This window comes from Pseudomonas sp. GW821-FHT09A09 (genome assembly GCF_059418405.1).
On the sequence record NZ_JBWKPU010000007.1, the window covers coordinates 83667 to 97010 of the forward strand.

General features: G+C 63.6%; 12 protein-coding genes. 7 read left to right on the plus strand and 5 right to left on the minus strand.

Annotated features, from left to right (window positions below; all coding sequences use genetic code 11):
* Positions 1-150 precede the first annotated feature (150 nt).
* The 4 genes from AC07OV_RS08035 to AC07OV_RS08050 all read left to right on the plus strand — a co-directional run bounded on the left by AC07OV_RS08035 (position 151) and on the right by AC07OV_RS08050 (position 4909).
* Positions 151-1482: an MFS transporter gene (locus AC07OV_RS08035; protein ID WP_494996732.1), complete on the plus strand. Its 1332-nt coding sequence runs from the start codon at positions 151-153 to the stop codon at positions 1480-1482.
* Positions 1483-1521: 39 nt separating this feature from the next.
* A complete protein-coding gene (locus tag AC07OV_RS08040) occupies positions 1522-2424 on the plus strand; it encodes a dihydrodipicolinate synthase family protein (protein WP_494996733.1) in 903 nt (300 codons plus the stop codon).
* Positions 2424-3920, plus strand: a complete 1497-nt coding sequence (locus tag AC07OV_RS08045) for an aldehyde dehydrogenase (protein WP_494996734.1) — start codon at positions 2424-2426, stop codon at positions 3918-3920. The genes AC07OV_RS08040 and AC07OV_RS08045 overlap by 1 nt, the downstream gene beginning before the upstream one ends.
* 113 nt (positions 3921-4033) lie before the next feature.
* Positions 4034-4909, plus strand: a complete 876-nt coding sequence (locus AC07OV_RS08050) for a DMT family transporter (protein WP_494996735.1) — start codon at positions 4034-4036, stop codon at positions 4907-4909.
* Positions 4910-4987: 78 nt separating this feature from the next.
* Here the strand turns inward: AC07OV_RS08050 and AC07OV_RS08055 are convergent, their stop codons facing one another.
* Entirely contained in the window at positions 4988-5905 is a 918-nt protein-coding gene (locus AC07OV_RS08055; RefSeq protein ID WP_494996736.1) for a LysR family transcriptional regulator, read from the minus strand.
* A 136-nt stretch (positions 5906-6041) separates the two neighbouring features.
* Here AC07OV_RS08055 and AC07OV_RS08060 point away from each other — a divergent pair, with 136 nt between their 5' ends.
* From AC07OV_RS08060 to AC07OV_RS08070, 3 genes are read left to right on the plus strand one after another with little or no spacing between them, the layout of a single operon-like run.
* On the plus strand, positions 6042-7136 hold the full coding sequence (locus AC07OV_RS08060) for an HlyD family secretion protein (protein ID WP_494996737.1): 1095 nt from the start codon (positions 6042-6044) through the stop codon (positions 7134-7136).
* Positions 7126-8679, plus strand: a complete 1554-nt coding sequence (locus AC07OV_RS08065) for an MDR family MFS transporter (protein ID WP_494996738.1) — start codon at positions 7126-7128, stop codon at positions 8677-8679. Before AC07OV_RS08060 ends, AC07OV_RS08065 begins: the two co-directional genes overlap by 11 nt.
* Position 8680: 1 nt before the next feature.
* Complete coding sequence (locus tag AC07OV_RS08070) at positions 8681-10114, plus strand: efflux transporter outer membrane subunit (RefSeq protein WP_494996739.1); 1434 nt, start codon at positions 8681-8683, stop codon at positions 10112-10114.
* Here the strand turns inward: AC07OV_RS08070 and AC07OV_RS08075 are convergent.
* The 4 genes from AC07OV_RS08075 to AC07OV_RS08090 all read right to left on the minus strand — a co-directional run bounded on the left by AC07OV_RS08075 (position 10035) and on the right by AC07OV_RS08090 (position 13335).
* Complete coding sequence (locus AC07OV_RS08075) at positions 10035-11408, minus strand: ATP-binding protein (protein WP_494996740.1); 1374 nt, start codon at positions 11406-11408, stop codon at positions 10035-10037. The genes AC07OV_RS08070 and AC07OV_RS08075 overlap by 80 nt on opposite strands.
* Complete coding sequence (locus AC07OV_RS08080; protein ID WP_176997617.1) at positions 11384-12049, minus strand: response regulator transcription factor; 666 nt, start codon at positions 12047-12049, stop codon at positions 11384-11386. The genes AC07OV_RS08075 and AC07OV_RS08080 overlap by 25 nt, the downstream gene beginning before the upstream one ends.
* A 75-nt stretch (positions 12050-12124) precedes the next feature.
* A complete protein-coding gene (locus AC07OV_RS08085) occupies positions 12125-12547 on the minus strand; it encodes a hypothetical protein (protein WP_176997618.1) in 423 nt (140 codons plus the stop codon).
* Between the two features lie 23 nt (positions 12548-12570).
* A complete protein-coding gene (locus AC07OV_RS08090; protein WP_495091979.1) occupies positions 12571-13335 on the minus strand; it encodes a COG4705 family protein in 765 nt (254 codons plus the stop codon).
* Positions 13336-13344 lie beyond the last annotated feature (9 nt).

The window sequence follows — 13344 nt, forward strand, 5'->3', positions numbered from 1 at the left end:
CTAGTTACGTAATACCGAACTTAATCTATTGATTGGAAAACAGCAGGCGTTTGCGCGACTGCGGTTTCTGATTGAGACGGCATTCATTCGCCTGGATTTCAAGTGTGCGTTCTACCCCGGCGAATGAACGAAGCGAAGTAGGAGATAATAATGACAAGTCCGAATGCCTCAATTGAGGATATACCGCTCAATAACTTTCACCGATTGCTCACGGCCCGTTCGGGCGGTGGTTCATTCGTCGATGGTTATGTATTAAGCATTATCGGCATCGCGATGATGCAGGTGACCGGCGCCCTGGCGCTGACCGAGTTCTGGCAAGGACTGATTGCCGCGTCTGCCTTGATCGGCGTGTTCTTCGGCGGTTTTATCGGCGGCTGGTTGACCGATAAGTTGGGGCGCAAGAAAGTTTATTTCATTGGCCCTTCGTTATTTATTGTGTGTTCCCTGGCGCAGTTCTGGGTTGAATCGGCCTGGGCGTTGTTCTTGTTCCGTTTCATTATCGGTTTGGCCGTGGGCATTGAATACCCGGTGGCCACTTCCTTGTTGGTGGAGTTCCTGCCCAAGAAACAACGGGGCCCACGGCTCGCGGCGTTGACCATCCTGTGGTTTGCCGGTGCGGCGTTTGCCTATGTGGTCGGCAACGCCATCATCAACACCGGCGCCGATAACGCCTGGCGCTATGCGCTGGCCAGCGCTTCGGTGATCGGGCTGGTGCTGTTCGTGCTGCGCCTGGGCACTCCGGAATCCGCGCGCTGGCTGCTCAGCAAGGGGCGTGACGCCGAAGCCGAGCAGGTGATCAAGCGTATCTACGGGCTGCACTATTCGCTGCGTGACCTGCCCGAGCAACCTGACGAGTGCAAGATGACCTTCCGCGACCTGCTGCGTTCGGGTTACGGCAAGCGGCTGTTCTTTGTCTCGGTGTTCTGGTCCTGCTCGATCATCCCGGTGTTCGCCGTTTACGCCTTTGCCCCCAAGGTGTTGCAAGCCTTGAACCTGAAAGGGGAGTGGGCCTCCTACGGCTCGATGTTCATCACCCTGCTGTTCGTGGTGGGTTGCGTCCTCGCTACACGGCTGATCAACACCATCGGCCGACGCAGCATGCTGATCCACAGTTTCCTGTGGTCGGGCCTTGCCCTGCTGTTGCTGGCGGCATTCTCCAACAGCCATGAGCTGCTGGTGCTGTGCCTGTTCGGCGCCTACGCCGTGTTCATCGGCGGCGCGCAAGTGCTGCAGCTGGTTTACCCCAACGAATTGTTCCCCACCGAAATCCGCGCCTTTGCCGTCGGCATCGGCACCTCGCTGTCGCGGGTCGGCGCCGCCGTGGGCACCTACCTGGTGCCGCTGTCGCTGGCCTCGATCGGCATCGGCAACACCATGTACGTCGCCGCCGGCGTGACCTTCGTCGGCCTCGCGGCCGCCTGGGCCATGGCCCCGGAAACACGCGCGTTGAACTTGCGCGACGCAGCGGCTTTAAGCAGTTGAGCGAAAAAAAACCTCATATTCACAGTTGGAGAGACACCCATGAAATTTGAAGGCATCTACACCCCGGCAATCACCCCGTTGACCGCCACTGGCCAGATCGACAGCGCAGCCTTCGCAGACGTGCTGGAATACCTGATTGAGTCCAAGGTGCACGGCATCATTATCGGTGGCTCCACCGGCGAGTACTACGCGCACACCGCCCAGGAGCGCATCGATCTGGCGGCCCACGCCAAGGAAGTCATCGGCAACCGTGTCGCGCTGATCGTCGGCACCGGCGCCATCCGCACCGAAGACTCGGTGGAATACGCCAAGGCTGCCCGCGCCATCAAGGCCGATGCGATCCTCGTCGGTTCGCCGCCGTACGCGTTGCCCACCGAACAGGAAAACGCCATCCACGCCTTGGCCGTGGACCAGGCCGCGGGCTTGCCGATCATGCTCTACAACTACCCGGGCCGCATGAGCGTGAGCATGGGCGACGAGTACTTCAAGGCCGTGTCCGCCTCGAAAAACGTCGTGGCCATCAAGGAAAGCTCGGGCGACATGGGCCAGGTCCATCGCCTGGCCACCCAATACCCGAACATCGCGCTGTCCTGCGGCTGGGATGACCAGGCCCTGGAGTTCTTCGCCTGGGGCGCCCGCAGCTGGGTGTGTGCCGGCTCCAACTTCGTGCCCCGTGAACACATCGCGCTGTACGAGGCGTGTGTGGTCGAAAAAGACTTCGACAAAGGCCGCAGGATCATGAGCGCGTTCATGCCGCTGATGGACTTCCTCGAAGGCGGCAAATTCGTCCAGGCGATCAAGGCCGGGTGTGCGTTCAACGGCCTTCGCACCGGCAGCGTGCGTGCGCCGCTGCAACCGCTGTTCGAAAACGAGAGACACGCGCTGGAGACCGTCATTACCGACCTCAAGCGTAACGTCGCACACATCGTTGGAGGTGCATGATGACCCATCTGCTCAGCGCCGCCGAATACGCGGCCATTGCCCAGGACATCCGGTTCCCGACCACGTCCTTCATCAACGGTGCGGCCCATACCTCGGGTTCGGGCAAGACGTTCACCACCACCAACCCGGCAACCGGTGACGTGCTGGCTGAAATCACCGCGTGCAACAGCGACGACGTGGACTACGCCGTGGCCTCGGCCAAGCAGGCGTTTGACGATGGTCGCTGGCACACCCTCAGCCCGGGCACGCGCAAGAAAGTCCTGCTGCGTTTTGCCGACCTGCTGGAGCAGCATTCCCACGAACTGTCCGTGCTCGAAAGCCTGGACAGCGGCAAGCCGGTGCGAGAGTGCCAGCTGACCGACGTGCCGGAAACCATCCACATGATCCGTTGGCACGCCGAGCTGATCGACAAGATCTACGACAACACCGCCCCGGTGGGCAACGACGCGCTGACCCTGGTGGTGCGCGAAGCCATCGGCGTGGTCGGCCTGGTGCTGCCGTGGAACTTCCCACTGTTGATGCTGGCCTGGAAAATCGCGCCGTCCCTGGCAGCCGGTTGCTCCATCGTGGTCAAGCCGGCCAAGGAAACCACCCTGACGGCGCTGCGCGTGGCCGAGCTGGCGTCCCAGGCCGGCATCCCGGACGGCGTGTTCAACGTGGTTTCCGGTGGTGGCCGTGAAGTGGGCGAGCCACTGGGGCGTCACATGGACGTCACCATGGTCAGCTTCACCGGCTCCACCGACACTGGCCGTCTGTTCCTGCAATACGCGGCCGAATCCAACCTCAAGCGCATCGTGCTGGAGCTGGGGGGCAAGAACCCCGCCGTGGTCATGAACGACGTGGCCGACCTCGACCTGGTGGCGGGGCACATCGTCAACGGCTCGTTCTGGAACATGGGCGAGAACTGCTCGGCTTCGTCACGCCTGATCGTCCACGCCGATATCAAGGATGAGTTGCTCAAGCGTATTGGCGTGCAGTTGCAAGGCTGGAAGATGGGCAGCCCGCTGGACCCGGACAACCGCCTGGGCTCGATGGTCAGCCGGGCGCATTTCGACAAGGTCAGCTCGTACCTGGTGCAGGCCGGCAACGAGAACCTGCAGGTGGTCTTCGGCGGCAAGACTGAAGATGACATCTACGTGCAACCCACTGTGGTCGACGGGGTTGGCGCAGACAGCGTGCTGTTCAAGGAGGAGATCTTCGGCCCGGTGCTGACCGTCACCACCTTCACCACGCTGGAAGAGGCCATCGCCCTGGCCAACGACACCATCTACGGCCTGGCCGCATCGGTGTACACCGACAACCTGCGCAACGCGATCAAGCTGTCCCGCGCGATCCGTGCCGGCATCGTCACGGTCAACTGCTTTGGCGAAGGCGATGCCTCGACACCGTTTGGTGGCTACAAGCAGTCCGGGTTCGGCGGGCGTGACAAGTCCATCTGGGCCCACGACCAGTACACCGAACTCAAGACCATCTGGATCGATGTGTCCGAAGGTTAAAAAACAGGCGCCTCTCTACAAAGCTCCACGCAAGCGGCGAGAGGGGCGCCTTCCTTTCAACCGGGTCAACAATAAGAAGTCCACGGCCCTGCTCGTTTTCTCGAAGCCCTTTCATGACTGCCTATCGTACTGCCCTGACTTCTGCCCATGTCACTGCCATTCTGTTTGGCCTGACCGGTATTTTTGGCGCGCTGATCCATGCCAGCGCCAGCGTCATCACCTTTGGTCGCGCGGCCTTTGCCATGCTGGCTCTGGGGCTGTTTGCGCGCTTGCAAGGCCGTGCGCTGCTGCGCGGCCTGACCCTCAGGAAACTCTTGGTCTACGGCCTTTCGGGGCTGATGCTGGCCGCGCACTGGGTGACGTTTTTCATCGCGATCAAAGTGGGCGGCGTTGCCGTCGCCACCTTGAGTTTTGCCAGCTTCCCGGCGTTCATCGCCTTGCTCGACATGGCGGTATTTCGTGATCGACCGCACCTGGCCGAAGCGCTGTTGCTGCTGCTGGTGACCTTCGGCCTGGTGCTGGTGACTCCCTCGTTCGAGGTGGCCAACCAGGGCACCGTCGGGCTGTTGTGGGGCATAGCCTCCGGACTCTCGTTTGCCCTGCTGGCGATCACCAACCGGCGTGCCACTGATGGCCGCAACGGTGTCCAGGTGGTGTTCTGGCAAAACACGATCGTGGCCGTGGTCATGGCCCCGTTTGCCCTCGCCGACCTGCCGGGCATCGGCTCGCTCGACTGGCTCAACCTCGCCATCCTGGGCGTGCTGTGCACGGCGCTGTCCCAGGCGTTGTTCGTCAAGAGCCTCAAAGGCCTCAACGCACGCAGCGCCGGCATGATCATCTCGCTGGAGCCGGTCTACGCCATTGCCTGTGCCTGGTGGTTGTTCCATGAAGCGCCATCTTCGCGGATGCTGGCCGGCGCCGCGCTGATAGTGCTGGCAATAGTGCTATCCGCCCAGGCCGAAAAGCCCCACCCAACCCCCAACTTGTAGTGAGCGGGCTTGCCCCGCGCCGCGATGTACCTGACGCCCAAGGTTTACCTGACACACCGCCGCGCGGGGCAAGCCCGCTCACCACAAGCCTTCGGGGTTGGCATCCTGTTGCTGTAGCGCATCGGCCAGGAAGTCGAGGAACACCCGTACCCGTGGCGGCAGGTGGCGGCGGCTGGGGAATACGGCGTTGAGAAACAGGTAGTCGTTGGCATAAGGCTCCAGCAGGGCGATCAGGCGACCGTCGCGCAGGTCGTCCTGAATATCCCACAACGCCTTGAGCACAATACCGCTGCCGCCTACTGCCCAATCATGGATCACCTCAGCGTTGTTGCTGAGCAGCGTGCCCTTGATCTGCATCTCCAGCCCATGGCCGTTTTCCTGAAAGGTCCAGCGATCAAAGATGCGCCGGCCACGCACCAGCCGCAGGCAGTCGTGGTGCAGCAGGTCCTGGGGCGTCTGCGGCGTGCCGTGCTGCGCCAGATAGTCAGGTGACGCACACACCACGCGGCGGCTGGACAGCAAGCGGCGGCTGACCATGCCGGTGTCGCTGGGGTTGTCGGTCAGCAAACCCACGTCCAGGTCGTCACCTGCCACGTCGGCGGGCGAATCGGAGAGCAACAGTTCCACGGTGATGCGCGGGTAGCGCCTGGAAAACTCGGCAATCAGCGGTGCAATCCGCCGTCGGCCGATTTCCAGCGGCGCGCCTACGCGGATATGCCCGTGGGGCGTCTCCAGCCGTGTGCCCACTTCGGCGACCGCCGCGTCCAGCTCGTCGAGAATGAACAGCCCGCGCTCGTGCAGCAGCGCACCTTCCTCCGTCAGGCTGAAATGCCGCGACCCCCGGTTTATCAACCGTACCCCCAGGCGGCTTTCCAGCCCCGCCAGGCGCCGGCTCACCACGGGCAGCGAGCTGTGCAGGCGCCGCGCCGCCTCCGACAGGCTGCCCGCCGCCACGATGCGCACGAACAACCGCAGGTCACTGATCTCGTCCGCCATACCTTCCTTCCTGTTTTTGCAAGGATGCCTTGATTTTTTAACGGCTACTCAGCCGCTCGCGTGCTTATCAGACTGCCACTAACGCCGCTCCTGGCAAAGCCTTGAGCCCGAATCCGTCAAATTAGCGAGCATCACCGTGAGCCATCTCAATTCTCACCCTGAAGACGTCTCTGTTTCCACTGGGCGCAAACAATTGGTTCGACCAGCGCTGTTTCTGGTCGGCTTTGTGATCATCGCCCTGGTGCTGCTTCAAGGGTTTCATTACTGGCGCGATGGGCGCTTTATCGAAAGCACCGACGACGCCTACCTCAAAGCCGATTCCACCGTGATCGCGCCCAAGGTCGGCGGTTACATCAACGCGCTGCTGGTCAACGACAACCAGCCGGTCAAGGCTGGCCAATTGCTGGCGACCATTGACGACCGTGACCTGCGCAACGCCCTCGACGACGCCCGTGCCAACGTCGCGGCGGCAACGGCGGCCGTTGCGCAACTGGACGCCCAGGTCATCGCGCAGGCTTCGCTGATTCGCCAGGCCGATGCTCGCGTGGCTGCCGCCTCGGCGACGTTGAGCCTGTCGCGGCGCAACGACACGCGGCGCCAGGCAATGGCGCGGGTCGGCTTTGGGTCCAACGAGCAGGCCGATAACGCCACCACCGACGCCAAGGCGCAGAGCGCCAATCTGGAGGGGTTGCAAGCTGCTGCGCTGAGCGCCCGCCAGCACGTGGATGTTCTTGCCCGTCAGCGAGAACGTGCAGTGGCGCGCCGAGACGCTGCCCAAGCCCAGCGTAACCAGGCCGAACTAAACCTGAGCTACACCCGCGTGGTGGCGCCGGTGGACGGCACCGTCGCGGCACGCAGCGTGCGCAGCGGGCAGTTGGTGCAACCGGGCACACAGTTGATGGCGCTGGTGCCGCTGGCACAGGTGTATGTGGTCGCCAACTTCAAGGAAACCCAACTGCTCAATGTGCACCCCGGTGAGTCGGTGCGGGTCAGCGTCGACACCTTTCCCGACCACGACCTGAGCGCCACCGTCGACACCCTGGCCCCGGCCAGCGGCGCGGAATTCAGCTTGCTGCCACCGGACAACGCCACGGGTAATTTCACCAAGATCGTGCAGCGCATCCCGGTGAAGATCGTTTTCAGCGACGCGGGTGAACTGGCCGGGCGCCTGCGCCCGGGCATGTCCGTGACCGCCGCCATCGATACCCGGGCGCCACGCCATGAACCATGATCCTGTGAGCCTGCGCACCTGGGTGGCGGTGGTCGGCGCCGCGCTCGGCGCGTTCCTGGCGATCCTCAACATCCAGATCGTCAGCTCGTCCTTGAGCGATATCCAGGGCGCCATCGGTGCCGGCTCCGATGAAGGCGGCTGGATCACCACCGCCTACCTAGTCGCGGAAATCATCGTGATCCCCATGAGCGGCTGGCTGGCGCGGGTCTTCTCGACGCGCACGTACTTGCTGACCAACACCGTGCTGTTTTTGATCCTCACGGTGGCCTGCGCCTTTGCCAAGAACCTGGGGCAGATGATCGTGGTGCGCGCCATGCAGGGCTTCGCCGGCGGCGTGCTGATTCCCTTGGCGTTCTCCATCATCATGACGCGCCTGCCACCGTCCAAACATGCGATCGGCCTGTCGATCTATTCGGTCTCGGCGATCTTCGCCCCCTCCATCGGGCCGGTGATCGGCGGCTACTTCAACCAGACCTTCGGCTGGCAGTCGATCTTCTACGTCAACCTGCTGCCCGGCTCGATCATGCTCGGCCTGTTGTGGTTTGCCCTAGACGCCGAACCGCGCCAGTTGCATCTGCTGCGCACGGGTGATTGGTGGGGCATTCTCAGCATTGCGATTGGCCTGGGTTGCCTGGAAACGGTGCTGGAAGAAGGTGAGAAGGATGACTGGTTCGGCTCGCCCTTCATCGTGCGCCTCAGCCTGATCGCGGCGATGGCCCTGGGCGTGTTTGTGTGCGTGCAACTGCGCCGGCGCAATCCGCTGCTGCAATTGCGCCTACTGGCGCGGCGCAACTTCGGCCTGGGTACCTTGGCCAACTTCTTCTTTGGCCTGTCGATGTACACCTGGGTGTACATCATTCCCCTGTATTTGGCGCGTATCCATGGCTACAACTCCGAGCAGGTCGGCTATGTATTGATCTGGATCGGCATCCCGCAATTGCTCATGCTGCCGCTGGTGCCCGCGCTGATGCGGCGCTTCGACCCACGCAAGCTGGTGGCGGTGGGGTATTTGATCCTGATCGCGGGCAGCTTGCTGGCCACGAACCTGTCGATGAGTTTTGCCGGCCCGCAGTTCATCGCCTCCAGCCTGATCCGCGCCCTGGGCCAGGTGCTGGTGATGACGCCGCTGTCGGCCATCGCCGTGGCGGGGATCGAGCGCGAACACGCAGGCTCCGCCGCCGCACTGTTCAACATGACCCGCAACCTCGGCGGAGCCATCGGCATTGCGGTGTTGCAGACTTTCATGAGCAACAGCGGCAAGTACCACTCCGACGTGATCACCCCGCAGGTGTCGTTGCTCAATGACGCCACCCGACAACGGCTCGATGCGTTGACCCAGTGGTTTCTTGCGCGCGGCATCAGCGACCCGGAGCTGGCCCGCCATCAGGCCATCGTCGACGTCGGCCGGTTGATCCGCCGCGAGGCGTCGATCCTCGCGTTCAGCGACACCATCATTTTGCAGAGTGCATTGCTGGGGCTTGCCTTCCTCGCCGTGCTTTTGCTGAAAAAAACCAGAACCGGCAACACCGGTGAGGCGCACTGACATGAATACTTCCTTCACCCTGATGCTGATAAGCCTGGCGCTGGCCGGCTGCACGGTCGGCCCGGATTACTCGGCGCCCCAGCCACCCGAAGAGCAACGTTACCTCGCCGACTCGCGCCAGGAGGTGCAACTCAACAGCGGCCAGGTGCTGCGTGAAGACTGGTGGACCTTGCTGGGTTCCCCCGACCTCAACCGCACCGTCGACCGCGCCCTGGCGCAGAACGGCTCGCTGGTGATCGCCCGCGCCAACCTGGCCAAAGCCCGGGAAGGTGTGGCGATGGCCGACGGCGCGCGATTACCGCAGATCGATGCCGGCGCCAGCGCGGGCCGGACCAAGGTCGGCGCCACGGCGTTCGGGCCACAGGCCGAGGACTTTCCGTTGTTCTCCGCCTACGGCGGCGGGCTGAGCACCACCTATGACCTCGACCTGTTTGGCGGCGAGCGGCGCCAGGTAGAAATGGCCTCGGCCGATGTGCAGGTGGAGCAACAGGCACTGAATGCGGCACGCCTGGAAGTCGCCGGCAACAGCGTGGGCGCCGCGCTGCACATGGCCGTGCTGAATGGGCAGATCCAGGCCATCACCTCGGTGATCGAGGCCGATCGGCAAACCCTCGACCGCGTGCAGCAGGCGGCAAGGGCCGGCGTGGCTTCAACCCTGGATGTGAGTTTGGCGCAAAGCCAGCTCGACCGAGACCGCGCACGCCTGCCGGTGCTGGCCCAGGCGTTGGCGGTCAATCGCGGCATGTTGACCACACTGGTTGGCGCCACCGAAACGCGCTGGACCGCACCGGACTTCGAATTGGCCTCCCTCCAACTGCCCGAGCATGTCCCGGTGGCCGTCCCTTCCGAGCTGGTGCGCTTGCGCCCGGATATCCGTGCTGCCGAGGCTCGGTTGCGGGCGGCCAACGCCTGGGTCGGGGTGACCACGGCAGACCTGTACCCGCACCTGACCCTGAGCGCCAGCCTGAGTGACGACGCCTTGTTTTCCGGCCCCGCCAGCTCTGCCTGGAACCTGCTCGGCGGGCTGGCCGGCCCGGTGTTCCATGGCGGCACGTTATCGGCGCGCCAACGGGCGGCCGAAGATGCCTACCAGGGCGCATTCGCGGCCTATCAGCAGACGGTATTGCGCGCGTTCCAGCAGGTCGCCGTCAGCCTGCACGGCCTGCAAAACGCCGCCGATGAAGCGCGTGCCGAGCAACAGGCCCTCGACTCGGCCACTGCTGCGCTGCGCCTGACCCAACAGGCGTATCAAGTAGGCAGCGCTGGCCTGCTGCAAGTGGTGCAGGCCCAGCGCACCCAACAACTGGCGCAGGTGCAATGGGTGCAAGCCCGTGGCAAGCGGTACCAGGAGACCGTCAATCTGTTCCTGGCGATGGGCGGTGGGCAGGAAGCCACACCGTCACACACAACCCCCGCTGCGCCCCCTCATCGCTGAACCCCAACGTCACCCGCGCCCCGGTGCGGTCGGCGATAGCCTTGGCGATCGACAAACCCAGCCCCGAGCCCGCTTCGTCGGTACCCAGGCTGCGGTAGAACGGGTCGAACACGCGGGCCTGCTCCTCTTCGGAAATGCCGGGCCCCGAGTCCTTGACCTGCAGTTGCACGGCGCCCGAAACCTCGGCCACCGACAGGTCGATACAGCCGCCCGGCGGGGTGTAGCGAATGGCGTTATCCACCAGGTTCTTCACCAGCGTGAACAAATCCATGGGGTTGAACAGCACCTGCACGTCCTGAAGGCTGACCACGCCAATGTCGATCTGCTTGCGCTCGGCCAACGGCAGCAGGTCTTCCAGCACCTGGCGATAAACCTCATGCACCGACAGACGGGATTGAGGACGCTGCGCTGCCGACTGAGCGGTGGCCAGGCTGAGCAATTGGTCGATCAATGCACGGCTACGCTCAATGCCGCGGGACAGGGGTAAAAAGCGCTCGCGGGTGGCGGCAGACATGGCGGTGGCCGCCAACCGGTCGGCCTGCAGGGCCAGGGCGGTCATGGGTGAGCGCAGTTCGTGGGCGGCATCGGCGACAAAGCGGCGCTGGCTGTCCATGGACTGCTCGACGCGCGCCAGCAAGCGGTTGATCGCCACCACAAACGGGCGGACTTCGGTGGGCAGGTGGTGCTCATCAATCGGGTGCAGCGCCTGTTCGGCACGTCCGTCGATTTCCGCCGCCAGCACGCCGATCGGGCGGAACAGCTTGCGCACCAGGTCGCCGACCACCAGCAACAGCACCGGGAACAGGATCAGGAACGGCAACAAACTGCGCCACGCGCTTTCGCGGGCGTCCTTGTCTCGGGCGTCCTGCTCCTGGGCTACGGCAATCCGCTTGCCTTGCGTGGTGGTGTGCACCAACACGCGGAACGCTTCACCTGCGACGGTCACTGTGGACAGGCCATCGGCAAGCGTGGTCGGAAAGGGCAGGGGCAGCGCTTCATCGGTGGTGCCCGTGGCGTGTTGACCATCGCCCAGGTATTGAATGATCACCCGCGACTCTTCGTCGTCGCCCTTGATGGCGGTGCCGGGGTGGGGGTATTGCAGGCTCATCTGCTGGCGGTCAAACAGCAGGGCCACTTGGCGCAAGGTGTCGTCCTGCTGTTCATGGGTTTCTTCAAAGGCCGAGACAAACGCAAACACACTGGCCAGCAACGCCACCAACAGAATCGCCAGGGACAGCGTCACCGACAGCCGTAGTTGTACCGATTCACTCAAGCGTTTTTTGAAACCATCCATCCCATGCCCCTGACGTTCTTGATCACATGGCTGCCCAACTTGCGCCGCAAGGCGTGAATCAGGAACTCGATTGCATTGCTTTCCACTTCGTTGCCCCAGCCATACAGACGGTCTTCCAGTTCACTGCGCGAGAGGATCGCGCCGGGGCGTATCAGCAAGGCCTGCAGCAGGGCAAATTCCCGGCTCGACAGCGCCACGCCGCGCTGCTCTTCGGTGCTCGCCTGTTTGGTCAGCAGGTCCAGGGACACCACGCCATTGCCCAGCAACGACAACGCGCTGCCGCCTTTGCGCCGCAGCACCGCACGGATGCGCGCGAGCAGTTCCGCGATGTCGAAGGGCTTGAGCAGGAAGTCATCGGCACCGGCGTCGAGGCCGCGCAGGCGGTCATCGAGGCTGTCGCGGGCGGTGATGATCAGCAGCGGAACCGGGTTGTTGCGCGAGCGGATAGTGTCGAGTACTTCCAGGCCGTCCTTGCCGGGCAGGCCCAGGTCCAGCAGCACCAGGTCGTAGGGGTGGGTGTCGAGGGCGGCCAGGCCCGTGAGGCCGTTCTTGACCCAGTCGGCGGCGTAGCTCGCATCGCTGAGCGCGCGCTGGATCGCATCGCCAATCATCGGGTCGTCTTCGACCAGCAGTATCCGCATATCGCACTCCGCAGAAATTGCACACGCGGCGAGGTGATCGCCGCGTGTGTATTGAAGCACCTGTACCGGCAAGCGTCAGCCTTTCATCTGGTCGAAAGCCTTGAGCAAGTCATCCATTGCGGCCTTGCAGTCGGCCTGGATCGGGTTGCCGTCACGCAGCGCCGAGAGTGCGCGGTCGATGGCTTTGTCCAGCACATGCCAGTCGCTGGCGGCACGCGGCTTGATGCCGGCTTCGGCGGCGTCCCAGGTGGTTTCCAGGTCCTTGATACGGGTCTTGGCTCCTGCCAGGTCATTCCTGGCGACGAGGACCGAGACATCCACGGCGATGTTGCGGAACGCCGACAGGTCGCCCAGTTGGGATGCCTGGCTTTGGCTGGTGGTCGGGTCGGTGCCGGCCTTCGGTTTGTCGGCGGGTTTGGAGCAGCCGGTGGCGATGCCCAGCATCAGAATGGCGGAGGCGATGGCAACGCGGCGAATCAGGTTGTGAAAAGGGCGCATGAGAGTTTCCTTGGGGTGAGTATTCAGTGGGAAAGGGTTTTGCGGTTGCCGACTCTGACCTGTGCGACGGCCACCAACAGCACGATGACGCAGAGGAACAGCGCGCTGGTCCAGTTGGCGCCCATGCCCAGGCCGCCGTAGGTCTTGGCTTGGGTGAGCAGGTCGCCGAGGGACGCGCCCAGGGGCCGGGTGAGGATGTAAGCCACCCAGAAGGTCAGCACGCTGTTGACGCCCAGGCGCCAAGCCACCAGCGTGGCGGCGATCAAACCGGCGAAGATCACCGCGCCGAGGGTGAAACCCAGGCCCAGTGCTTCGGTGGCCAGGTCTCCGGCGGCGGTGCCCAGGGCAAAGGTGCAGAGCACCGTCGTCCAATAGAACCACTCGCGGCGCGGCGTGACGATGTCGCGGATCGACAGGCTGCGTTCGGTGCGGTACCAGACGCTGAAGTTGAGTGCGAGCAACACCGAGAATATCGCCGTGCTGGCGTACAGGCTGACGTCGAGTTTGTCGGTGAGGATGTCGGTGATCTGCGTGCCGACGATGCTCACCAACACCACAGTCAGCCAGTAGATCCACGGGGTGTAGGCCTTGGTGCGCAGTTGCCCGAACAACGCGATGGCGAGCAGTGCAGCCATTCCGAGGCTGGTGGGGCCGGCGCCGAAGCCGGCATCGACGGCGAGGTAATCCGCGCCGGTTTCGCCCACGGTGGTGGACAAAATCTTGATCACCCAGAAGGACAGCGTCACCTCGGGTACTTTGTTCAGCCAACGGGCTGCTGTGGCATTCATCGGGTTATC

Excerpts from the sequence above, each read along its gene's own strand:
- AC07OV_RS08035 (WP_494996732.1), top strand. The coding sequence starts at position 151 with ATGACAAGTCCGAATGCCTCAATTGAGGATATACCGCTCAATAACTTT.
- AC07OV_RS08040 (WP_494996733.1), top strand. The coding sequence starts at position 1,522 with ATGAAATTTGAAGGCATCTACACCCCGGCAATCACCCCGTTGACCGCC.
- AC07OV_RS08045 (WP_494996734.1), top strand. The coding sequence starts at position 2,424 with ATGACCCATCTGCTCAGCGCCGCCGAATACGCGGCCATTGCCCAGGAC.
- AC07OV_RS08050 (WP_494996735.1), top strand. The coding sequence starts at position 4,034 with ATGACTGCCTATCGTACTGCCCTGACTTCTGCCCATGTCACTGCCATT.
- AC07OV_RS08055 (WP_494996736.1), bottom strand. The coding sequence starts at position 5,905 with ATGGCGGACGAGATCAGTGACCTGCGGTTGTTCGTGCGCATCGTGGCG.
- AC07OV_RS08065 (WP_494996738.1), top strand. The coding sequence starts at position 7,126 with ATGAACCATGATCCTGTGAGCCTGCGCACCTGGGTGGCGGTGGTCGGC.
- AC07OV_RS08070 (WP_494996739.1), top strand. The coding sequence starts at position 8,681 with ATGAATACTTCCTTCACCCTGATGCTGATAAGCCTGGCGCTGGCCGGC.
- AC07OV_RS08075 (WP_494996740.1), bottom strand. The coding sequence starts at position 11,408 with ATGGATGGTTTCAAAAAACGCTTGAGTGAATCGGTACAACTACGGCTG.
- AC07OV_RS08080 (WP_176997617.1), bottom strand. The coding sequence starts at position 12,049 with ATGCGGATACTGCTGGTCGAAGACGACCCGATGATTGGCGATGCGATC.
- AC07OV_RS08085 (WP_176997618.1), bottom strand. The coding sequence starts at position 12,547 with ATGCGCCCTTTTCACAACCTGATTCGCCGCGTTGCCATCGCCTCCGCC.
- AC07OV_RS08090 (WP_495091979.1), bottom strand. The coding sequence starts at position 13,335 with ATGAATGCCACAGCAGCCCGTTGGCTGAACAAAGTACCCGAGGTGACG.